At 55.8% G+C, this 21,569-nt stretch carries 21 protein-coding genes; 16 read left to right on the top strand and 5 right to left on the bottom strand.

The window, feature by feature from the left end; genetic code table 11:
- From VKV18_RS00200 to VKV18_RS00190, 3 genes are all read left to right on the top strand, one after another.
- Positions 1–566, top strand: a 566-nt coding sequence (locus VKV18_RS00200; protein ID WP_324202214.1) for a substrate-binding domain-containing protein, incomplete at its 5' end; no start/stop codon positions are given.
- An 81-nt stretch (positions 567–647) separates the two neighbouring features.
- Positions 648–1,454, top strand: a complete 807-nt coding sequence (locus VKV18_RS00195; protein WP_324202213.1) for a prepilin-type N-terminal cleavage/methylation domain-containing protein — start codon at positions 648–650, stop codon at positions 1,452–1,454.
- 81 nt (positions 1,455–1,535) lie between these two features.
- On the top strand, positions 1,536–1,781 hold the full coding sequence (locus VKV18_RS00190; protein WP_324202212.1) for a hypothetical protein: 246 nt from the start codon (positions 1,536–1,538) through the stop codon (positions 1,779–1,781).
- A 110-nt stretch (positions 1,782–1,891) separates the two neighbouring features.
- Here VKV18_RS00190 and VKV18_RS00185 read toward each other — a convergent pair whose 3' ends face one another.
- The 3 genes from VKV18_RS00185 to VKV18_RS00175 form a co-directional block, all read right to left on the bottom strand.
- On the bottom strand, positions 1,892–2,701 hold the full coding sequence (locus tag VKV18_RS00185) for a type II secretion system protein (protein ID WP_324202211.1): 810 nt from the start codon (positions 2,699–2,701) through the stop codon (positions 1,892–1,894).
- Between the two features lie 144 nt (positions 2,702–2,845).
- Positions 2,846–4,522: a tetratricopeptide repeat protein gene (locus VKV18_RS00180; protein ID WP_324202210.1), complete on the bottom strand. Its 1,677-nt coding sequence runs from the start codon at positions 4,520–4,522 to the stop codon at positions 2,846–2,848.
- Complete coding sequence (locus VKV18_RS00175; protein WP_324202209.1) at positions 4,510–5,772, bottom strand: tetratricopeptide repeat protein; 1,263 nt, start codon at positions 5,770–5,772, stop codon at positions 4,510–4,512. Before VKV18_RS00175 ends, VKV18_RS00180 begins: the two co-directional genes overlap by 13 nt.
- 292 nt (positions 5,773–6,064) lie before the next feature.
- Between VKV18_RS00175 and VKV18_RS00170 the strand changes: the two genes are divergently transcribed.
- From VKV18_RS00170 to VKV18_RS00135, 8 genes are all read left to right on the top strand, one after another.
- Positions 6,065–7,054 carry a hypothetical protein gene (locus tag VKV18_RS00170; RefSeq protein WP_324202208.1) on the top strand — a complete coding sequence of 330 codons (990 nt, stop codon included), beginning with the start codon at positions 6,065–6,067 and terminating at the stop codon, positions 7,052–7,054.
- A gap of 107 nt (positions 7,055–7,161) precedes the next feature.
- Positions 7,162–8,121, top strand: coding sequence for an acetylxylan esterase (locus VKV18_RS00165; RefSeq protein WP_324202207.1), 960 nt, complete (start codon positions 7,162–7,164; stop codon positions 8,119–8,121).
- Between the two features lie 266 nt (positions 8,122–8,387).
- On the top strand, positions 8,388–8,867 hold the full coding sequence (gene greA / locus VKV18_RS00160; protein ID WP_324202206.1) for a transcription elongation factor GreA: 480 nt from the start codon (positions 8,388–8,390) through the stop codon (positions 8,865–8,867).
- A 151-nt stretch (positions 8,868–9,018) separates the two neighbouring features.
- Complete coding sequence (gene lysS / locus VKV18_RS00155) at positions 9,019–10,650, top strand: lysine--tRNA ligase (RefSeq protein WP_324202205.1); 1,632 nt, start codon at positions 9,019–9,021, stop codon at positions 10,648–10,650.
- 48 nt (positions 10,651–10,698) lie between these two features.
- Positions 10,699–11,187: an SsrA-binding protein SmpB gene (gene smpB / locus VKV18_RS00150; RefSeq protein ID WP_324202204.1), complete on the top strand. Its 489-nt coding sequence runs from the start codon at positions 10,699–10,701 to the stop codon at positions 11,185–11,187.
- Between the two features lie 295 nt (positions 11,188–11,482).
- Entirely contained in the window at positions 11,483–12,100 is a 618-nt protein-coding gene (locus tag VKV18_RS00145) for an RBBP9/YdeN family alpha/beta hydrolase (protein WP_324202203.1), read from the top strand.
- Between the two features lie 230 nt (positions 12,101–12,330).
- Positions 12,331–13,497, top strand: coding sequence for a Gfo/Idh/MocA family oxidoreductase (locus VKV18_RS00140; RefSeq protein WP_324202202.1), 1,167 nt, complete (start codon positions 12,331–12,333; stop codon positions 13,495–13,497).
- A gap of 4 nt (positions 13,498–13,501) precedes the next feature.
- Positions 13,502–14,017 carry an HIT domain-containing protein gene (locus VKV18_RS00135; protein WP_324202201.1) on the top strand — a complete coding sequence of 172 codons (516 nt, stop codon included), beginning with the start codon at positions 13,502–13,504 and terminating at the stop codon, positions 14,015–14,017.
- A gap of 183 nt (positions 14,018–14,200) precedes the next feature.
- Here the strand turns inward: VKV18_RS00135 and VKV18_RS00130 are convergent, their stop codons facing one another.
- Both VKV18_RS00130 and rpe read right to left on the bottom strand, forming a co-directional pair.
- A complete protein-coding gene (locus VKV18_RS00130) occupies positions 14,201–15,256 on the bottom strand; it encodes a galactitol-1-phosphate 5-dehydrogenase (protein WP_324202200.1) in 1,056 nt (351 codons plus the stop codon).
- Positions 15,253–16,971 (bottom strand): ribulose-phosphate 3-epimerase, encoded by a 1,719-nt coding sequence (rpe, locus tag VKV18_RS00125; RefSeq protein WP_324202199.1) that lies wholly within the window; start codon positions 16,969–16,971, stop codon positions 15,253–15,255. Before rpe ends, VKV18_RS00130 begins: the two co-directional genes overlap by 4 nt.
- Before the next feature lie 130 nt (positions 16,972–17,101).
- Here rpe and VKV18_RS00120 point away from each other — a divergent pair, with 130 nt between their 5' ends.
- The 5 genes from VKV18_RS00120 (at position 17,102) to VKV18_RS00100 (ending at position 21,424) form a co-directional block, all read left to right on the top strand.
- The gene (locus VKV18_RS00120) at positions 17,102–18,124 is read left to right on the top strand and encodes a LacI family DNA-binding transcriptional regulator (RefSeq protein WP_324202198.1); all 1,023 of its coding nucleotides are present in this window, start codon (positions 17,102–17,104) and stop codon (positions 18,122–18,124) included.
- A 49-nt stretch (positions 18,125–18,173) separates the two neighbouring features.
- Positions 18,174–18,395: a hypothetical protein gene (locus VKV18_RS00115; protein ID WP_324202197.1), complete on the top strand. Its 222-nt coding sequence runs from the start codon at positions 18,174–18,176 to the stop codon at positions 18,393–18,395.
- A gap of 63 nt (positions 18,396–18,458) precedes the next feature.
- Positions 18,459–19,313 carry a type II secretion system protein gene (locus tag VKV18_RS00110; RefSeq protein WP_324202196.1) on the top strand — a complete coding sequence of 285 codons (855 nt, stop codon included), beginning with the start codon at positions 18,459–18,461 and terminating at the stop codon, positions 19,311–19,313.
- 160 nt (positions 19,314–19,473) lie between these two features.
- The gene (locus tag VKV18_RS00105) at positions 19,474–20,514 is read left to right on the top strand and encodes a hypothetical protein (RefSeq protein ID WP_324202195.1); all 1,041 of its coding nucleotides are present in this window, start codon (positions 19,474–19,476) and stop codon (positions 20,512–20,514) included.
- Positions 20,515–20,521: 7 nt separating this feature from the next.
- Positions 20,522–21,424 carry a hypothetical protein gene (locus VKV18_RS00100; protein ID WP_324202194.1) on the top strand — a complete coding sequence of 301 codons (903 nt, stop codon included), beginning with the start codon at positions 20,522–20,524 and terminating at the stop codon, positions 21,422–21,424.
- Positions 21,425–21,569: the final 145 nt, after the last annotated feature.

Genomic DNA, 21,569 nt, shown 5'->3' with positions numbered 1-21,569 from the left:
ACGTGGCGGCAGGACGCATGGTTACCGAAAAGCTTCTCTCGGATGGTCATCGTCGCGTCGCCTATATCGGCGGCCCCAAAGGCGTGAACGTGTCGGAGGATCGCTTAACGGGCTATCTCGAGGCTCTTCAAGCCAATGAGGCGCCATTCCAAGCCGTCGAATACGGCAACTTCACCGCAGACGGTGGGCGCCAAGCGATGAAGAGGCTGCTGAGCCTCCCCACACCTCCAGATGCTGTGGTCGCCGTAGACGATGTCACCGCCGCCGCCGCTATGCAGGTGGCTCTCGAGAACGGTTTGCATGTGCCAGAAGATATCGCCTTTGTGGGCTTTAACAACTCGAGCTTCTGCTCCTATCTGGAGCCGCCGCTTACGTCGGTCTCTATTAACATCAGCAGTCTTGCCCGCACGGCCACAGAGATGCTGATAGACCTTATCGAAGGCCATGCTGGCCGTCCACAGCGCTGCATTGTGCCCTGTCACATCGTGCTGCGCGGTTCAACACGCCAAAGCGCCCCCATGCTGAAAGACCCTAATCGCTATGCTTCTAGAGGAAACACTATCTGACTTCGGCTTCATGCGCCCTGTTCAAAGGCGCTTGAACATATACCAAGACACAAACTTTCATAAAGAAAGGATTCGGATCGTATGCAACGTAGCAAAGGTTTCACGTTGATTGAACTGCTAGTAGTTATTGCAATTATTGCAATACTAGCAGCTATTCTCTTCCCTGTCTTCGCCCAAGCGCGTGAGAAGGCACGCCAGACGGCCTGTCTCTCCAACCAAAAGCAGATTGGGCTGGCTATGCTGATGTATGCGCAGGACTACGACAACTATATGCCAGTCTACATCTGGCCTAACAGCTACATCGTGGCCGCACGCCTAGAGCCTTATATCAAAAACGCCCAACTGTTCAAATGCCCCTCTTCTACTTTTCCCATGGGCACCATTCAACATAAACAGCGCGATAACGGTCAAGGCGACTACATGCTTCCTCCCGATGACGGCTGCGTAGGACTGCCGCACTCCAACGTGGGCGACGCACAGTACTATAACGACGTCTATCCGCCGATGGACTACGATTTTAACAACGTCATGTTGACCTACGATAGCCACTGGGTTCCCAATAGCTGCCCTGGCCTTTACGGCGGCTATCAATCTCCTATCACCTTTGACAACCCCGATATCGTAAGTTCGGCGAAGGCGGCGATGATGATTGACTTCCCGGCTGCAGGCTTTCTGTGGCCGGGCTATCCAAACATTCAGCCGAATTTCTGGGGTGGCCCGAATTTCCATGGGAGACATAACTCCGGCTCCAACGTGCTGCATATGGACGGCCACGTGCACTGGTATCAGTTCTCAAAGCTCTATCCAGAGGGTGTAGAGGATAGCGGCAAGCATAACGAATGGGGCTATTGGGGCCTCGCTTATGGCGACCCCAGCGTCCAACAGTAGCTTTTCTGCGGAACGCTTCGAGGGCAAGTGGAGTTAACCTTCGCTTGCCCTTTTCTAACGATGTCCTTGAAAGGAGTGGAGATGAGAATCCCGAAGTATCTGAAAAACCTGCCGTTCTTAGGTGGAGCTTACGCCCTCATCGCTTTGGCAGGCTGCAGCAACAACCAAGGCAATCCGACCCCAACAGGGCCGCCTCCGCATCAAACCCTGCAGCAAAAAATTCAGGCCATCCAGAATAACCCGGAGCTTCCTGCTCCGGCAAAACAGGCTGCCATTCAAAAACTAGAACAGCAGGCAGGAACCAACACGAATACGAACGGGCAGTAAAGCCTCTCCCACGCTAGGAGGCAGGGCTTCCCCATTCGCATAGGCTCTGGTAGGGAACTGTAGGAAAGGGCGGGCACTTGCCCGCCCTTAAATCTTCTGAAGAAGCCGGCCTACGGAAGCAGGCCCCAGCTTCCATCCGACTTTTGATAGGGAATGCCCCAAAGCTCTGTGCTGTTTTGATACGGCCCTGCATCCGTAATGACATAGGCCTTTGTGCTCTGCCCGTCGAGCTGAATGCCAACGTAAGGGTTGCCGTTTGCATCGGTATAGGGCTTTGTGTGCACCACCTTCGCATGGCCATCGGCATACACCGAGTTGACCGTTGTGTTATGGCGCGCCTGCACCGGCGAACAAAACAGACAGAAAGCCGCTGTGGGGCCTTGGAGGGTAACGGTGGCATCGGCAAAAGCGCTGGTCTCCACCGGGAACTGCAGTTCGGCCAATCGGTGTACCGGCCTGCCGGTCTCCCCGGCGAAGATCGGGTTTGGATCGCCATCATCAATAAGCGCATAGTTCGGCTGATCGCTCACTTTGATAAGCTCCGGCGAAACCGGGCAAGGGGCCGGCAAGCCGATCGTCTGCATGGCCACCGGGAAGTTAAGCGGCGTGCTATCGGAAGGGCATAGCAGTATCAACGAGTTCTTCTGGTAGGGCTGAATCTCTTGGTAGCTCGTCATCACGCAGGCGTTCCCGTTGTTCTGCCCTAAGTAGAGATTGATGGGGAAGGTCTCGTCGTAGTCCTGTACGTACATATTCAAGGCCAATCCCTGCTGCTTCAAGTTGGAGAGACAGGAGATGGCTCGTGCCTTTTCGCGCGCCTGCGCGAAAACAGGAAAGAGAATGGCTGCAAGTATCGCGATAATAGCAATAACGACAAGCAGCTCAATTAACGTGAACGCGGCACGACGATGGTGTTTCATTGTCGGATGAACCTCCTCTTCGTTATCAGGAAATTTGGGTTGCTGGTATCGGTTCTTCACCAACGACGTTTTTTTCTACATCGTTAGCAAGAATCCTTCTTTGAAAGACAGTTAACAGCAGAATCCTAACGAAAGTTCCTGTTTTTAATCGTTGGAGGTGGTGTTATCCGTGTTTTGGGGTTTCGTCTGGGGAGGATTAAGGCTATTCTTTAACAGCGTATCGGCCTCCTGAAGCGCATGAAGCGTATTTGCGCGCGCGAGAGCCAACGTATCTGCAGCCTCACGTGGGGTGCGCGCCGGATCGGCCAGAACGTCATGGAAGTAGCTGATGCCCTGTAAAAGCAACGCAGCGCTTTGACCATAGGCGGCCTGTGCCTTCTCAACCCCAACGGCAGGGGGAAGCTTGGTCAGAAAATCACTCAATGCCACCAGGCGATTCTGCAGGTCAGAAAGGTCGCGCAAGGCCTCGGTGACGCTGAGGCCGCCTTGCACACAGGACTCATATATCTGCTGTAGGGCATCGGCATTATCATGAATGCGCTGGCTGAGAACAGGCATCAGCGTTGCATAGCAGTTAAGATAGCTCGTGGTATCGGTGGGTGGTAGGAGTTGACGCGCGGTTTCGAGTTCGGAAAGGCCTTTGGCATAAAAACTGGGGTCGGAATTGGCCTCCTTCACAAACAGGGCAGCGAGGCGCAAGGCAGGAAGCGCGCTTTTGGCGTTGATAGAGGCCGCCGTTTCATAAGCATTTTGGGCATCGGCATACTGTCCATTGGCCAGCAGGGCGTCGCCTAAGGCGATGCGAGCCGCCACATCCTGAGGGTTGTGGGCTACAAGCTGGGTGAACAGCTGCAAAGCGCCCTTCGTATCTCCTTTGGCCTCAAGCACCTGCGCTTCAAGCTGGGTTAGCTCTACGTTATTGGGGCAGAGAAGAAGGCTGTTTTGAGCCTCAGCATCGGCCAGCGCAACGAGGTGTCGCTGAAGGTAGGTCTGAATAAGCAAGGCTCTAGGCTTTGGGTCAAAGGGGTTCCCATCTACGGCTTGACGCAGCAGCATAATGGCATCGGCCACATTGCCATCACGCAAGGCATCGCGCGCTTGCGCCACATAGTCCGGAGGGGGTGGTGCGGATTGCGTCGCAGGACTACTGCTAGGCATAGGGGCAGCTGCAGCCGTTTTTTGCGCGGAGGTGGAGTTCGCATCGTTCAATGCCACAGTTTGGGGCAGCGTTATGGGCAAAGAGGCCAGCAGGTGGGTCGGACTGCCAACTGCGCCGGAGATGCTATCTACCAGGCCATAAAGCAGGGCTTTGCGCCGTATCTCCTCCGTCACCCCGCGCCGAGCGGGCGGCATGTCTACATGAAGACGATTGGAGTAAGGCATCGTCCAGCTCTCTGCAGGTGCCCGATGGAAAAGCGACACGTCCACCTCCACCGATTCTGGAAGAATATGGGGCTGAATAGAGAGGAGATAACGCGCATCGTAGGCCTCTGCGAGCCGTTGTTGCGAGATAGGCGAATCGAGCGTGTTCAGGTCTTTAGGCGTTAAGAGATGATTAAGAAGCGCATTTTTTATTGTGGGATCGTAGGGACTATAGAGCACAGGAGTGTAGAGCGAAGAGCTTTTCAGGGACTGTTTTAACAGGCCGGCCAGGAGTTGAGGCAAATCGGAGTTGGGGGTTTTAGGGTCTTTACGCACGAGAATAAGCAGTTTAGGTAGGTTAGGCGAGGTTGCGGGGGTCTCGGCAATCGAATAACGGTATCCCAGCACTCCCAAAAGGGTTATCCAACCTAAAATGCGAAAACGAGTTAGGGGCTGCACAGCTTGATTCCCTGATCGCATGCAATAATGCCGGCGCGGGCCTCCGCCACCTTACGTCCGGACTCAAGCAACTGCTGGTAGGCGGCCTTGGCCTGACGAAAATTATCGGCAGCCTCCGCCTTCTTGCCCTCGCGTTGATAGCAGAGAGCTATCTGTTGGTACACAAAGCCGGTATCATCTCCCGCCGAGGGGAGAGCTTTTCGGTAGGCCTCTATGGCCTGATCGTACTGACCGCTCAGCTGCAGATGCTGCCCCATGGCGATGTAGGAACGGGCGGAGCTATCGCCGGCGGAGCCTGAAGCGCCGTTGGCCCGATAAACCCGAACGACGGTGGTACCCTGGCCGTTCGATGCAGAGGATGCCGGGCTGTTGCTTGAAGAGGCGGACGCGCTGCCGGAAACAGGAATAACCACCGTGTTCTCATCGGAACTCGTAGCGGCATCGCTGGCCGGCAGCACGATGCGCCGTGAAGGCGTTGTAGAGCTGGATGATGGCATGGGATGAACGGCAGCCGGTGGCAGCGAGACATGCGGCGTCGCAACAGTGATAGAAGCGTGCGATAGACCTGACGAGAGGCCGGTTTGCTGTGCTCCACTGCCATCGTGAGAGCGCGACGGTTGGGGCGACTCCGAGGGCGAGGGGGTGGCGTTCGAGGTTGAAGATGACATGGGGAAAGGCGCCGTCGTTGCGGAAGGGTTCGGCGAAGGGGCAGTCGGGCGCTCGGCGATGATGGGCGGCAAACTAGGCGTGTTCATGCTCAGTTGCGTGGCGCGCCCCCACTCGTATGCGAGGATGACCACGGCAGCAGCCAACATGAGGATCGTCGTTGCAAGGATCAGCACAACGCTGATGCGATTGTCCCCCGCACGGTTTGGAAGAGGCGCCGAAGGTGGGTTTGAAGGCCTGCTCTCCGCCTTACGCTTTAGCTCTTCTAGACGCAACCGATAGGCCACGCTCTCGGGGCGAAGCTCCGTTAGGCGTTCGTAAACCTCTGCCGCTGCAAGATAGTGCTCCTGCTTCTCCTCAAGCTGCGCCATGAGCGCAAGCGCCTCTTCGTTTTCCGGATCGGCCTTTAAAAGCTGCCGGCATTTGAGCAGAGCCGTCTCCATATCTTCCTGCTTGTAGGCGAGGTAGGCTTGCTGAAGAAGCGTAGAGGCCGTTTGGGAAGAGGGCGTCGCCAGTGGCACGCCACAGCGTATACAGGTCGGATTATCGGGTTCGTTCGTCGCGCCGCAGTTTTGGCATTCCATACTCTGTTCGCCCCTCGCTCGTGTTTGGATGATCGGCACCGCTTCCACGCGCCTCAATACCGCTTTAGCGCAGGTGCATTATAACCGATATAGCCCTCTTTGACAAGAGGGCATCGAGAATCTGTGCTCTTTAAATAGGGAAACACCTCTGTTGCGAGCGTTGTTCCCACAACTTATTTAGAAACACAAAAGAACAGAGATAGATCGTTTTTCTTCGCTAGGGAACCGTAGAAGCCTCTCTTCTCGGTATTTAAAAAGCGGTACAGCCGCTCGTATCGGTCGGAGGATGAGAATGGACACATCAAATTCGATGCGTTGGTTAGTTCTAACCTTTCGCTTGCTTCTCGTTTGCTGCACTGGGCTACTACTCTATTATCTGCTCGTTGACCGTCCCTCTCCTCTGCCAAAGGAGCTTCTGGCGGCAAAGAATAGCCTATTGCACGGAGATGAAGCCGATGCGCGGGCAGCGCTCGACCACTATTTGGACGCTCATCCCCACGACCCCACGGCCTACTTAGACGTGATCGGCCTATGTGAGAACTTTCCCCACACCGCCTCCGACCTTCTGTTGAACTACGCCCAGCGTGCGGTGCAAGACTGTAGCAATGCCGATAGCACAAGTCGTTCACGGCTTTACCTCGCCTTGGCCGATGCGTATACCCAACAAAAGCCGCCTCAAAATCAGGAGGCGCGTGCAGCCGCGCTACAGGGGCTAAACCTTACCCCAGACGATCCTCAAACGCTGAACGACACCGGCTACATCCTCGCGATCACGAGCAACGATCCAGACGATCTTAAGCGGGCGCAGCTTCTCGTTGCTAACGCGCTTATCAAGTTACAGCATAGCTTCGATTTCTCTTCCGACCGGAGCGAACTCTACGCCGCTGCTGAAGACAGCTACGGGTGGGTGCTCTACCGCCAGGCCGTCTGCGGCCCCAAAGCGCAAGCGCATAACCTCTATGCCGACGCCGTGGAGATGTTGCTGCAGGCAACTTCCGATCTGCCCAAAAACACGCCACCGGTGGCAGCACGCACATACTATTACCACCTTGCAGCCGCCTACTACGGGCTTGGGAGATACGACCTCGCCAACCATGCCATCCAGGTCGCGCTACTCTATGATCCTAACTATGAAGAGGCTCTGCAAGAACAAAAGATTATCGAAGCCGCTCTTGCGAAAACATCCTCCACCGAGTCGGCCTCTGTCGGTACGACCACAACTCCTCAGCTCTCTACCCCGATACCCAAGCTTACCCCGGCCTCTCTGCCGGCCCAGAAGTGAGAGACGGAGAGCCGTTAGCACCCCCTCCTAGAAAGCCGCTTCCTTGAAGTATACTATCCGCACTGAACACACGAACCATGCGAACCAAGCTTTTGGAGGGAGATTCCATGCCCGTTTTCGAGATGCCTCTAGAGCAGCTAAAATGCTATCAAGGCAGAAACCCCAAGCCCGACGATTTCGATGCCTATTGGCAACGTGCGCTCGCTGAGATGCGCGCAACCGATCCCCAGGTGGAACTTATTCCCCGCCCAACCAAGGCAAGCTTTGCTGAATGCTTCGACCTCTATTTTACCGGTGTAGGCGGCTCGCGCGTCTATGCGAAATACCTTCGCCCAAAGACCGCCCCTAAGCCTCATCCGGCCCTCCTTATGTTCCACGGTTATAGCGGTTCAAGCGGCGATTGGACCGACAAACTGCCCTATGTCGCACAGGGCTTCTCGGTGGCTGCACTAGATTGCCGTGGACAGGGGGGACGCTCGGAAAACATCGAAGGGGTTCGCGGCCCCACTCTGCGAGGGCACATCATTCGCGGGCTAGACGATCATCCCGACAAGCTTTACTATCGCTCCGTGTTTCTCGATACGGCTCAACTCGCCAACATCGTGATGAGTTTTCCAGAAGTAGATGCTGACCGCGTCGGGGCCACCGGCGGCTCACAGGGAGGCGCCCTCACCCTCGCCTGCGCCGCGCTCGAACCGCGCATACGAAAAGCGGCCCCTGTGTTTCCTTTTCTCTGCGACTACCTGCGCGTTTGGGAGATGGACCTCGCCGTCGGCGCCTACGAAGAGATACGTACCTTCCTGCGGCAGTTCGACCCGCGCCATGAAAGGGAGCAGGAGATATTTACACGCCTCGGCTATATAGATTGCCAGCATCTAGCCCCGCGCATTCGTGCCGAGGTGCTCATGCTTACCGGTCTTATGGATACTATCTGCCCACCGTCCACACAGTTTGCCGCCTACAACAAAATCGAATCGCCAAAACGCATGATCCTCTACCCCGACTACGGCCACGAAGGTCTGCCCGATTCAGCCGACATCCTCTTCGACTTTTTTGCCGATCTCTAGCCGATAGTTCAAAAGCCCCTCGGTCGGGTGTTGGAACCCTTTCGAGCGGGTACGACCTATATTTCAGAGTGAATGGTTCCCACGTAGGGTCTAAGTTTTCCAAACCCGCAATCGAGCATACAAAATAGCGGCAAAAAAGACGATAATTGGGCGATAAATGCGGCCAATGAATCGTATTTGTTTTGAACTGAAGAGAGGAAAAACGCCTCTCTTGAAAAACACGCACCATAAATGCGGCGCCTCGCCGCCCAGGAGTGACGGATCGAATGTCTGAAGATTCTGAGATCGTGTTGACCCCAGGAGGTCATGCTAAGCTGCGCCAGCGGCTCGACTATCTGCGCAATGTGCAGAGGCCCGATATCGCCCGCCGTCTGCGCGCTGCCAAGGAGGGCGACGACCTCACAGAAAACTCAGAGTACGAAACGGCCAAACAAGAACAGGCCCTCGTCGAAAGCGAGATTCTCGAACTCGGCCACCTGCTTCAGATGGCCCGTGTGGTAGACGATGAATCCATTCCTACCGACCATGTAGACATCGGCTCTATTGTGGCAATGACCAACTTGGAAAACGGCGCACAGTGGGAGTTCACTTTGGTAGGCTCGGCAGAAGCCGACCCCGACCACAACCTCATCTCCGACGAATCGCCCATTGGCAAAGCGGTGAAGGGGAAGAAAGTGGGAGACATCGTCTCTATCCGCGTGCCTAAAGGGGTCATGAACTACCGCATCGAGAGCATTCGCAAGTAGCCTAGCCTGTCACGATGCATCGTCTCAACAAGAGGCACCGATTTATTGAAAATGTCTTTGTAAGACATTTTTAGCTCTGTTTTTGTCAGGAATCTCTGCCATACAAAAGAACCGAGGCAGGTATGAAGGGAGGAGACCAGACGAATCGATCGTGAACGACGAACGCAAACCGCTTACCGCCACTAAAGAAGAGAGCGCCTCACCAACGGCCCCACAGGCAGAGGAGGCCAATAGCTTAGCGCAGGAAGAGCAGGAGCGAAGCGAAGAGACCGCCCGACGTCTTGCCAAACTGCAGGCGTTACGTGCCGAAGGCTTCGACCCTTTTCGCATCGAGCGCTATGTACGCACTCACACCGCCTCTGAGCTTACCGATGAGACGGCCGCCCACTGGACGCTGCCGGATGAGCAACGAGAGCAGCTGGAGGTCTCCGTGGCCGGGCGCCTTACCGCTCAGCGGGTTAAAGGCAAGGTAGTTTTTGCCGATATTCGCGACCAAAGTGGACGCATACAGGTCTATGCGCGACGTGATGACCTCGGAGAATCGGTTTTTGAACGATTTAAAGACCTTGACCTCGGCGATTTTGTGGGCGTAAAAGGCTATCCCTTTAAAACGCGCACCGGTGAACCGACCATTCATGTGCGTGAATTTACCCTCTTAGCCAAAAGCCTTCGTCCTATCCCCTTTGGCAAGCAGGATGCGGAGGGCGTGGTACACGGAGGACTTTCCGATAGGGAGGAGCGCTATCGCCATCGCTACCTCGATCTGCTTGTAAACCCCACTTCACGCGAGGTACTTACAAAACGCTGCAAAATCGTCTCCGCCATGCGCCGTTATCTCGATGCACGCGGTTTCCTGGAGGTAGAAACTCCCGTTCTGCAGTTAGTCGCAGGTGGGGCCGCTGCTCGACCGTTCATTACCCATCATAATGCGCTCGATCACGACTTTAAACTGCGCATCAGCCTTGAGCTGTACCTCAAGCGGCTTATCATCGGCGGCTATGAGAAGGTCTACGAGATCGGCAGGGTGTTCCGCAACGAAGGCATCTCCACGCGCCATAACCCTGAATTTACCCTCATGGAGCTTTACCAAGCCTACGCCAACCTCGAAGATATTATGGAGTTGGTGGAAGACATGTACGTTGCGATCGCCACCGAGGTGAACGGCAGCCCCCAACTGGAAGTCTTTGGGCACTCCATCAACCTCGCCCAACGCCCCTGGCCACGCCTCCCTATTTTGGAGGGCATTTATGAGAACGCCGGCATTAGGCCCGAAGAGCTTACCTCCCTCGAAAGCGCCAAAGCAGCCTGCCGTCGTATCGGGGTAACCTTCGATCTGGAAAAGGAGACGAATCTGGGCGGGCTTATCGAGAAGCTCCACGAGCAGTATACCCAGCCTAAGCTCATTCAACCCACGTTCATCACCGATTTCCCCATCGAGACGTCACCGTTAGCCAAACGCAAACCGGATAACCCCGCACTCACGCGCCGATTTGAGATTTACATCGCCACCCAAGAGCTTGGCAACGCCTTCTCCGAACTCAACGATCCCCTCGACCAACGGGCACGCTTTGAAGCTCAGGCGCGTCAACGTGCCGCCGGCGACGAAGAGGCCCACCCTATGGACGAGGAGTTTTTAGAGGCCATGGAGTACGGAATGCCGCCCACCGGAGGACTTGGCGTAGGCATCGATCGCTTGGCCATGGTGCTTACAGGCGCCGAGTCGATTCGAGACGTGATCTTCTTCCCCGCCATGCGGCCGGAAAAACCCCACACGCCAGGCTAGGCAAGCGCTTAGGTATACTACTTCAATCCGCGTTGCTGAGGGCGAACCATGAGCAAACAGACCAAGACGGCTGCACAAAACACAAAGACCCGCCAGGTGGTTGCGGTCAATCGCCGCGCTCGTCACGACTACGAGATCGGCGAGACCTACGAGGCCGGCATCGCGCTGGTTGGCACCGAAGTGAAATCGCTTCGAGCCGGCCGCGTGAACTTTCAGGACGCCTTCTGCAAAATCGAACACGGCGAAGCCTGGCTCTATAACATGCACATCTCCCCCTACGAGCAGGGCAATCGCTATAACACCGACCCCAAACGCCCAAGAAAACTGCTCCTCCATCGCTATGAAATCGAGCGCCTGCGTGCCGCCGCCGAACAGAAAGGCCTCACCATTATCCCGCTCTCCATTTTCTTTGAACGCGGCTTTGCCAAAGTGGAGATCGCTCTGGCGCGCGGGAAGAAGCTCTACGACAAACGCGAAAGCATCGCCGAGCGTGATCGAGAAAGAGAAGCTCTTCGTCAAGCCGCCGGTCGCGAGTGAACATCCAATAAAGCCCTTCTAAAAGCTAAGCAGGAAAGAGCGACACCGACGGCGTAACTGTTACGTAGTCTATACGAATTCGCTCTCGCATTGCTTTGATCTTCAAAGGCTTATCAATAGCCATCACACCCAGAGCGGAGGCACGCGGCCGTTTGTTCTTTCAACGTGCTTCGCAAGGAACGTTTTTTAGAGAGTGTGTGCAGGCACCTGGGCGCTTCAAAAAAAGATACGATAGAACTCGAATGGGGTCTTCCTCCCTTGTAGGAGCGGAGGGCCATTCAAAGCGGAGGAGAACATGGAAAATCGCGTTGTGCTGATCTTGCATGGCTGGGGTGGCAATGCACCGGAGCATTGGCAAGAGCACCTTTATGAACGGCTCACTGCCGAACAGGTTCCCGTGTATTATCCCGAAATGCCCAATCCGAGTGCTCCCGATCTGAACGCCTGGCTCAACGCCATACGTCGCGAAATCGGCATGATTCGCGATCATCACGAAGGAGAGCCGCTCACGGTCGTAGCGCATAGTCTGGGGTGCATTGCCTGGATTCATCTGGTGAGCAGCTGCGGAACGGATGCCGAACCTATTGCGGAACGGGTTCTGCTGGTCGCTCCGCCCTATATCATGCCACAAGCCCCACCTACAGAAGCTCCCGTCGGCGTCTCCAGCTTCTACCCACTGCCCATCTATCCGGGGGTGTTGCATGCCGTCTGCCCACTAACCGTTCTCATCGCCTCTAATAACGACGACTACGCCACCTTCGACCAGAGCGCCGGTTTAGCGCAGGCTCTCGGCATCCCAATCTATAAACTTGAAAGCGCCGGCCATATCAGCCCCTACTACGGCTATGGGAAGTGGCCTTGGGTTGAAGAGTGGTGCCTGGGGCGCGCGGAGCTGCCACCACAACCTCGATAAGCGCACGGCTTCTCGAAGGCATCTTGGGTTCCATTGCAGGCCTTCCGACAAAGAGTAGGAAGGGAAGTCTCCTTTGCGCCCCAATACCCTAGCGGTTTATCTTTAAAACCCTGCTGAGACCAAACGATCTGTCCCTCCTATAAAAGGAATCGCCTGTCCATTTGCCGAAATGTAAGGCTCAGGAAGAAGGAAAATCCATTCCCTTACTTCAGCATCGGAGGTAAAAACCTATGGCGAAAAAACAGCTCAATGTCGCTCTCATCGGCTACCAGTTCATGGGCAAAGCGCACAGCAACGCCTATCGGCAGGTAGCACGCTTTTTTGACATCGAAGTCGAACCCGTCCTTAAGGTGATCTGCGGACGCCACGAACAGAAAGTGCGGGCCGCTCAAGAACGCTTTGGGTGGCAAGAGTATTCCACAAACTGGGAAGATGTGGTGGCGCGAAACGATATTGACATTATAGACATCGGAACTCCTAACAACACCCACGCGCAGATCGCTCAAGCCGCTTTGAAAGCAGGCAAACATGTGCTCTGCGAAAAGCCGCTTGCCACCACCCTAGAAGACGCACGCGCTTCCTACGAACTCGCCAAAAAGAGCGGTCTCGTTCACGGAATCTGCCATAACTATCGCTTTGTGCCGGCCGTGGCCTACATCGCTCAACTTGTGCGCGAGGGGCGCATCGGCAAAGTGCGCCATTTCCGCGCTACCTACCTCCAAGACTGGATCGTAGACCCCAACGTGCCCCTCGTATGGCGCCTCGATAAAAGCATTGCCGGTAGCGGCTCGCACGGCGACCTGAACGGACACCTCATAGATACCGCTCGATTCGTTATGGGCACCGAGTTCGCCGAAGTGATCGGGCTTCAAGAGACCTTCATTAAAAAACGCCCGCTCCTCGCCGATACCGAAGGTGGCTTGGCCGGCTTTAAGGCCGCCCAGGATATGGGCGAGGTGACCGTAGATGATGTTACAGCCTTTCTTGCCCGACTGGAAAACGGCGCGACAGCCACTTTCGAGGCCACCCGCCTTGCTCCAGGACGTAAAAATCATCACCGGTGGGAAATCAATGGAGAAAAAGGCTCCATCGTCTATAACCAAGAGCGTATGAACGAGTTCGAGATATATCTTACCGATGACCCTCAGGGCGTTCAGGGCTTTCACCTTGTTCAGTCCACCGAAAGCTTCATGCCCTATATGAGCGCCTATTGGCCGGTTGCTCATATCATCGGCTACGAGCATACCTTCATCAATCTTGTGCACGACTTCCTCCTGGCCATCGTGCGCGGCACCCCATTTACCCCTAACTTCGAGGATGGCTATAGGAACCAAGCTGTGCTTTCAGCCGTAGAACGTTCCTGCGAGACACGACAATGGACCAAACCCGAAAAGTAACAGCATGATCGAGCAGATATGGGCGCCCTGGAGGCTGCAATACATTGAATCGGCGGGAAAGTCGGAGCGATGTATCTTTTGCGACTTTCCCGCCCAAGGCGAAGCCCACGATGCCGATAACCTCATCGTGCATCGAAGCCCCCACGGCTTTCTTATTCTCAACGCCTTTCCCTATAGCAACGGCCATCTTATGGTGGTTCCCTTTCGCCATACCACCTCGATGGAAGACTATAGCGATGAAGAGCTTCTCGATATCATGAAGCTCACCAGGCTAAGCCTGCGGCTGCTGCAGATCGCCTACCATCCGGAGGGGTTCAACACCGGGCTTAACATCGGGCGCGTGGCCGGGGCCGGCATCGCCAACCATCTTCATTGGCATATCGTGCCGCGATGGAACGGAGATACGAACTTCATGACGGCGGTGTCCGGCATTCGCGTTATTCCCGAACGGCTGGAAAACACCTACAAACGCCTTCGCCAAGCGCTGCCGGAAGCTCTAAAGCAGGAAAAAGCGCCTTAGGAACTTCCCAATGGCCGCTTGCGTACAGGAAATTGCTTCTTGAATAGATTGGGTTTGGGTGTTGGTTTTTAGGTCTTCCCCCTTGGCTTGGTGGGGAAGACCTAAACTGTTTGTCGGGCTGTTGGCACCCTCTACCTAAAGGGGATGCGCGATATGAATGGTGGCTCCCTTGCCGCCGTTTACTTATGGTGAGATAAGCACTTTGACGAACGGAACCTGGCGCTGTCGCATGGCCTGCAGCATCTCCACTGCCTGAACCAATGGCACCTTGTGCGAAATGAGCGGCTGTACGTTGAACTGTCCGGCTGCCATAGCGGAGAGCGTGGTGTGCCAGTCGTCCGAGGTGGTGTAAACTCCATACTCCGAGTTCCATGTGCCGACCACCGTAACCTCACGTCGCATCATTTGCGACAGAAGCGGCGCCGGCAGCACCACGTCGGCGGACGGATTGCCGAGCAGCACAACTTGCCCGCCTCTTCCACAGGCGCTGCACGCTTGAATCAGAGTGGCCGGCACACCGGCGGCCTCAATACACACATCGGCCCCCTGTGATCTCGTCTCTCTTTCAATGCAGCTTACGGGGTCTTCCTCTTCCGCCGAAAAGGCCATCGAAAACCCTAAGCTTCTGGCCAAGGCGAGTTTCTCTTCCGCAACATCGAACAAGAGGATTTTCACCGCTCCCCCCAAGCGCGCCCAAAGTGCGGCGAGCAGCCCAATGGGGCCGCAACCGAAAACCGCCACGGTAAGTCCGGTGAGGTTTCGGCCAGTGCGCCGAAGCGCATGGAGGGCTACGGCGGCCGGCTCGGTCATCGCCGCCTCTTCCAGCGATACCCCTTCGGGCACCGGTAGGAGATTGCGTGCCGGCGCCACCACATACTCCGCAAAGGCTCCGTTCTCACGAGAACCAAGATAGCTATAATTGAGGCACTGCGCATAGTGTCCTCGTTCACAAGCAGGACAATGGCCACACCAAATAAGAGGAAAAACCGCTACTATCTGCCCCTTTTCAAACCCCGCCACATCGGGGCCGCAGAGGTCAACCGTGCCGGCAAACTCGTGCCCACACACCAACGGAAACCGGTAGGTTCCTTTCTCGAAGAGCCGTGGAATGTCCGAGCCACAAACCCCACAATAGCCTACGCGCACCCTCACCTGGCCTGGGCCTGGCTCCGGACAGGGTATCGACTCAAAACGCACATCGCCAACTCGATGAAGCACAAGGGCATGCATGGTTTTCATGACTTTCGCGGCCCCCCTTGGCGTTGTTCCATTCCTTCCCGAATGGCCTGTTCAATACGACGCATGTTTTCTAACCGCGGTCTGTCTGGAGCAAAGAGGCTGCTGGAGCCGACAACGAGGATATCGGCGCCTGCAGCTACCATGCGAGGAATATTGGCAAAACTTACATTGCCATCCACTTGAATCGGCAGTTGAGAAAAACCTCTCTCATCGAGCCAACGGCGACAATCGCTTATCTTACGGATGGCCGAGGTGGTAAGCACTTGCCCGGCAAAACCGGGGTTCACCGTCATGATAAGCACAAAATCTATCAACTCGCGCACATATTCGAGGGCGGAGAGGGGGGTTGCCGGGTTCAACGCCACTCCCGCCTGAATTCCGTGGGCGCGAATGAGGCTGAGCACACGGTCGAGATGCCGTGTGGACTCGGCATGTACCGAGATGGATTGAACCCCTATCTTTGCCAATCGCTCGATAAAAAGCTCGTTATGCTCCACCATGAGATGGACATCGAAGGAAAGACGGGTTAAAGCGCGCAGATGCTCTAAAGTGGTGAGGCCAAGAGGCATGTTGGGCACAAAATGGGTGTCCATAATATCCATATGGAGCCAATCCACGCCCAGCATCTCCAGTTCGCGCACCTCATCGGCAAGATGGGCTTGGTCGGCGCACATCATGGAGGGCGCAATGCGTACTGGTCGAGAGGGTGTCGGCAATGGCGTGGCATCCGGTGGGCGGGCGGTGAAGTGTTGTTTGAGATAGCGTAACGAGCTACGCAGCTGGGTTTCCAAAAGCGGGTCGGTATAGTCTCGCCCGCGCTTAGGCCCGCCGATCTCGAGGTAGCCTACCACCTCGGAGACAGGAAGATGATGGGCATGCTGATAGAGCAGATCGCGAAAGGTGGCTATCTCAATCACGCCACGCAGACGTTCCTCTTCCGAGAACCCGAAGGTCGCCTCGAAGCGGGCATCGGTGTTCTTCAGATGGATTTCGTAGAGGGCCGGCAGAGCGGCTTCAAAAAGAGCCTGTGGTGTGTAGCACAAAGCGCCTCTTTTGTCTATATAGGCATGGGCGATGTCCACACAATAACCCACCCGCGCCGTGTTGGAAAGATGGGCGGCATGATAGGTGTTTAGCTCCTCGGCCAGTTCCCGAATCTCGTCGGGGGTCGTGGGTGGCTCGGCAAGGCACGACATCGGCTCAATGGTAAGCCAGCGCACCCCTTTTTCATGGGCGTAGTGCATAAGCTCCTTCATATGGCGCACGTAGCAAGCGAGGCCATCGGGCTTGAAATCCATCTCATCTCGCAGTACGGCGCCGGGGTTGGAGCCTACAGCAGAGGCGCCGAGCAGGGCACCTACCTCGATGAGTCGCTCATAACAACGTCGTGCTACCTGCTCATACCCTGCCTCTTTCCGAAAGAAGCCGCCGAGTTCTCGATGGGCGGTGAAGAGACTGCGGATGCAAATGCCGTAGGCCTCCGCTTCGGCACGCAGTTGAAGAAAAGCCTCATCGGGCAGATGGTACAGTTCAAAGAAGGTGCCGAGCTGGAGAAAACGAACCCCCTCCTCTTTCATAAGTCGGAAGAGCCACGAGAAAGAGTAGCGATACTCAATGGGGTCGCTTTTCACTCCTACAGCAAGCGAAAGCGGTGTCGGTGTCGTTTTTGGCTTGGCGACCGCAGGCAATCTCCGAGAGCCTTTTGTGCTTTCCATAGTTTTTGTTATACCTGTTTCTGTGCGGGGAAGGGTGTATGCCTTCCATTTGACAACATCGGAGGGGATGTGTTATACTCAGTCCGTTAACCTAACGATAGGTTAAAGGCTCGAACGATATACTGTTACCATGACCGCAAAGCAACCAACGCTGCGTGAGATCGCTAAAAGAGCTAATGTGCACTATACCACCGCTGCCTGCGTGTTGAATGGCACGCGGGGCAACACTCGCGTCTCGGAACAGACCCGAAAACGGGTGCTGATGGCGGCAAAAGAGCTTGGCTACACGGTCAATCGGGCCGCACAGCAGCTCCGTACCCGCAAAAGCCACGTGGTTGGGTTATTGGTAGGTGGCGTAGAAAACCCCTTCTTCGCCCGCATGGTCGCTCTCTGCTCGGCGGCGCTGGAGCGTCGCGGCTACGAGATCATCCTCACCACGCGCCGCGCCGATGAACCAAACGACCTCCATCTTCTCGATACCCTTCTTTCACGTCGCCCCGATGGCATGATCTTGTGGTGCGAAACCTCCACGGAAGTGCGTGAACGGGTACAGCAGCCCGATATGGAAAATGTCGTCGTCATCGGCTATGGTGTGCCGGGGCGTGACAGCGTGTCTGCCGTACTGCAGACGGGGCTGCAGAGCGCCTTAGAGCACTTCGTGGCCTCCGGGCGCCGCCGCATCGCCTACCTTGCTCCGGAACACTCCGTAGCGCGAGAGGGCGACGTACGCTCGGAATACTACACCGACTTTCTGAAAGCCATCGGGCAAGAACCTCTGGTCTACACATTTCACGGAACCGCCTTCGATGTAGATATCGCCCGCGCCCGTGTGGAACAGATGCTCGAGCGGCCCGAGCGCCCCGACGCCCTTCTCTGCTTCAACGATATGACGGCATTCGGTGCGTTGGCCGGTCTACGGCATAAAGGAGTGCGTGTTCCCCAGGAGGTGGCGGTGATCGGCTGTGATGACCTTCCCTTCGCCGCACTTTTCGACCCGCCACTTACCACAATCGCCTATCCACTGCAAGAGATTTGCGATCTCGCCGTGCAGATGTTGGTAGAGCGCATCCAGGCCCTTCAGACGGGCGAATGGCTTGCCCCGCGTCATGTGGAGATTCCAACGAGGCTCATCGTTCGGGCTTCAGGAGGTTAGATGTTTCCTAAACGAAAGTAGGCTCTTTCCTACGAAAGGAGGAGGAAAAATGAGCGGCTCTCCGCTGAAAAGTGAGCTGCCAGCATGGGTGGGCATCGTCGTTATTGCCCTTGGAATACTCGCTCTCGTTGGTATCGGTTACTACGTCTTTACCGCTAACGGAGCGCCGAGTAAATTCCCCCCTGGCGCCGTGGTGAAACCCACCTACGGGCAACCGGGAGGCTATATGCCTCCACGACCTTCTAACGCCTACAACGGCGGGGCGCGCTAGTTAGAAGGCGTGGTACAAGCAAAGGCGCGTCAAAACAACATCCATAGATCAAAGGAGACTTCGATGAAACCCAAATCAAAAGCGTTTACGCTTATCGAACTGCTTGTGGTTATAGCGATTATCGCGATACTTGCCGCGATCCTGTTTCCCGTCTTCGCTCAAGCTCGAGAAAAAGCACGGGAAATATCCTGCCTCAGCAATGCCAGAGAGCTTGGTATGGCCATCGCGATGTTCACGCAAGACCACGACGAATATCTTCCTAAAGCCTTCTTCAACGATCAGGCCGATGTAGGAGAGCCTTGGGGCAACCCCTGGAACACCGGTTGGGACGAGGTGCTGCTTCCCTACATCAAAAATAAGCAGATATACCAATGCCCTTCCGATTCCTACAGCCTGCCGCGTGCAATGCACGACTACGACCCAAACACCAACCCAAATGAGGTGATTCCCGGCTCCTACCGTTACAACATCAGCAACCTGCCTAACGGCCCCTGGACCGCGATGAAGTTGGCCGCCCTCGACCAACCGGCCAGTTGCATTCTCATTGCCGAAAGCGTTCCCGGCGTGGACGGTTGGGAATGGAACCAACTCTCCACTTGGGAGGATATTCACGGCCGTGTGTGCATAGACTTCACCAATAACGCCGGCTTCGACCGCCATACCCGCATCAGCGGGCGCGGCCCCAACACCTGGACATCCGAATCGCCAGAAGTGCTTCCGCGTGATCAGCGCAACCGCGCGATGTCGAACTATGTCTTTGCCGATGGCCACGCCAAAACGATGCCATGGGCGGCTACTTGGCAGCCCATAGGGCCGGATCAGAACATCAACGGCACCATGCTTACCCCAACAATGTGGCGCCAAAACTTCAACGGCTGGCAAGATCAGTGCAACTACCAAGCCGGTCAAAACCGCTAGCTTCTCTCACGCATCGTAAGCGCATTCCGTTTCCTCCCTCTTCCTTCACCGAAAGAAGAGGGAGTTTTTTGTGCTCTACTCGGCGAAACCAATAGCGGCTTTTTGACAGTATCTGTAGGAAGAGGTAGAATCCTTCTACTTTTCGGAGGTGCCACGGTTGATGCATAAATTTTTGCAAACGATATGCTTTCCCTTTTTGTCTTGCGTACTGCTACTGGTAGCGGTGCCGAGCTTTGCCCAGCAAAAAGCGGCCGCCCCCCCAGCACAAAACGTCGCTCCGGCCGTTTCCGGCCCCTTGCTTACCTACGCGCTGCAACCCGGCTCGGTGCAGCACTATCTGGTAACGGCCTACTTTGATGGCCATTTCCCTCCTTTCGATCAGCCGGGCGATCCGCCCGTCCATCTGTTAGCCCACATGGAGTATGTGGCGCACGTTGGTCAACCCCAGCAAGATGGTCTCCCGGTAGACTTCACCGTAACCCAAGTGGACATGCAGCTGTTGCAAAAGGAGGTGCCCATCGGAGCCAAGATTGACCCGAAGCAGACGGTTCCCTTCCCCATTGAATTAGAACAGGCTCAAAAGGCTCTGAACACCAGTGTGGTTCTACGGCCCGACGGCTCCATTGCGCGAATTCTCACCGCGCCTAACAACATGGTCCGGGTGAACGTGGGGATCGATCTGCGCAAACTGTTCATGATCGTCATGCCTGTCATCCTGCCAAACACCGCCGTCACACTGGGTACCTCCTGGACATCGAAGGAGGGGGTGATCGGCACGGCGCCGGCTAAGGTCTCTTACACCAACAAACTCAACGCGATGAAGCCGGATGGAGTCAACCTCGATTTGAAGATCATGCAAACAGCCACCTCTCAGATTGACGATACCCTCGACTCAAGCGGTATGGCCACAAATGACAAGCAGCATGAGGTTAGTCGCCTTCAAGGGACGGCCAGCCTTATCGGATGGATGAACTATCTTGGCACTCCCGCCCCCGCCTCAAACGGAGTGAAAACCTATGCGGTGCGAATGCAAAAGGGTCTTTTCAAACTGACTGTGAAGTTAAAGCAGACTCCTCTATCGAACGCCGCCAATGCTACGCCTCCTTCCTCTACCACTCCGCCCTATGTTCCAACGGCCGGAAATGTGGATGTTAGCGCACGATTTGTGGTGCAGGCCCTTGATCAGGCGGCTTTACGTTAGCAAGAGGTTGCGTCTTCTACGTCTGGCCTGTTTTCTGCTTCTGGGGGCCATGGGGCTTGGAGCCTCTTCGCCCCCACCGGCAGCACGGCACGTTTCCCCCTCCCAAAACCAACCCCGTTCGCTCTATCCTCTTAGGCTGCAGTTTGCTGAGGGCCAAACCACAAACTACCGGATCGATATCGTCTATTCTCTCCGCCGTGCGGGCAAAGCTTTGCCACTGTACACACTTCGCGAAACGTTGATGGAGCGCGTGCAAGTTCAAAAAATTCGCTCCGATGGAAGTGCGGAGCTGTCGTTTGCGGTTACGGGCGGTGCTGGCCTGCTGAACGGCAAAGCGTTTACGGTGAACGCCTCGAAGGCCCCTATGCGTTTCATCGTAACCCCAAACGGCAAGGTTGTTTCCTCTCCTTCCTCCCCAAAAACGGAGGCTTCTCTAGAAATGCCCGACTTTTTACGGCACGCTACCGACCTTTACGGCCTCCTATTCCCCTCCTACCCGTTGGCCATGGGACAACACTGGAGCTACCATGAAGCCGAAGGCGACACCACCGCCTGCCTTGCAGAGGCGCGACAGGTTGGGCCTTACCAAACGCTCCTGATCAAATCGCTCTCGGTCAGCACCATACATACCTTTGTGCCCTCCTCCGATTCGCGCTCTGCCGAGGGCGATCCAAACCCCATCAGCGGCATGATCTTACGAGGAAAACTGCGCCTACGTTCTACCACCGACTTCGCCCCGCAGCTTGGCCTATGTGTGCGTATTGTTAAGCACGGATGGGCCGATTTGCAGGTTCGCACGGTTGCCAACAAACCCTCTAAGCAAAACCCGAACAACCCGGCCACTCTTGTGCTTGCTCCACCGGTACATATGCTCGCGACGTTCGAGATAAGCGCAGGCATCGTAGAATAAAAACGCGAAGCAAGGGCACAACGGAAGCCCTTTTATCCGTAACTAAAGAAGGGATGCGAGTTCACCGATAATACTTGGTGATTCGAGTTCACCTTCCTTCCCTGGCGCGGCAGGGTTTTGCTCTCCTTTTACCTGCCGCGTCCCT

It is taken from the genome of Chthonomonas sp. (assembly GCF_035294505.1).
Classification (GTDB): domain Bacteria; phylum Armatimonadota; class Chthonomonadetes; order Chthonomonadales; family Chthonomonadaceae; genus Chthonomonas.
Note: the sequence above shows the minus strand (reverse complement) of the source record. Positions and strands in the feature narration are given on the sequence as shown.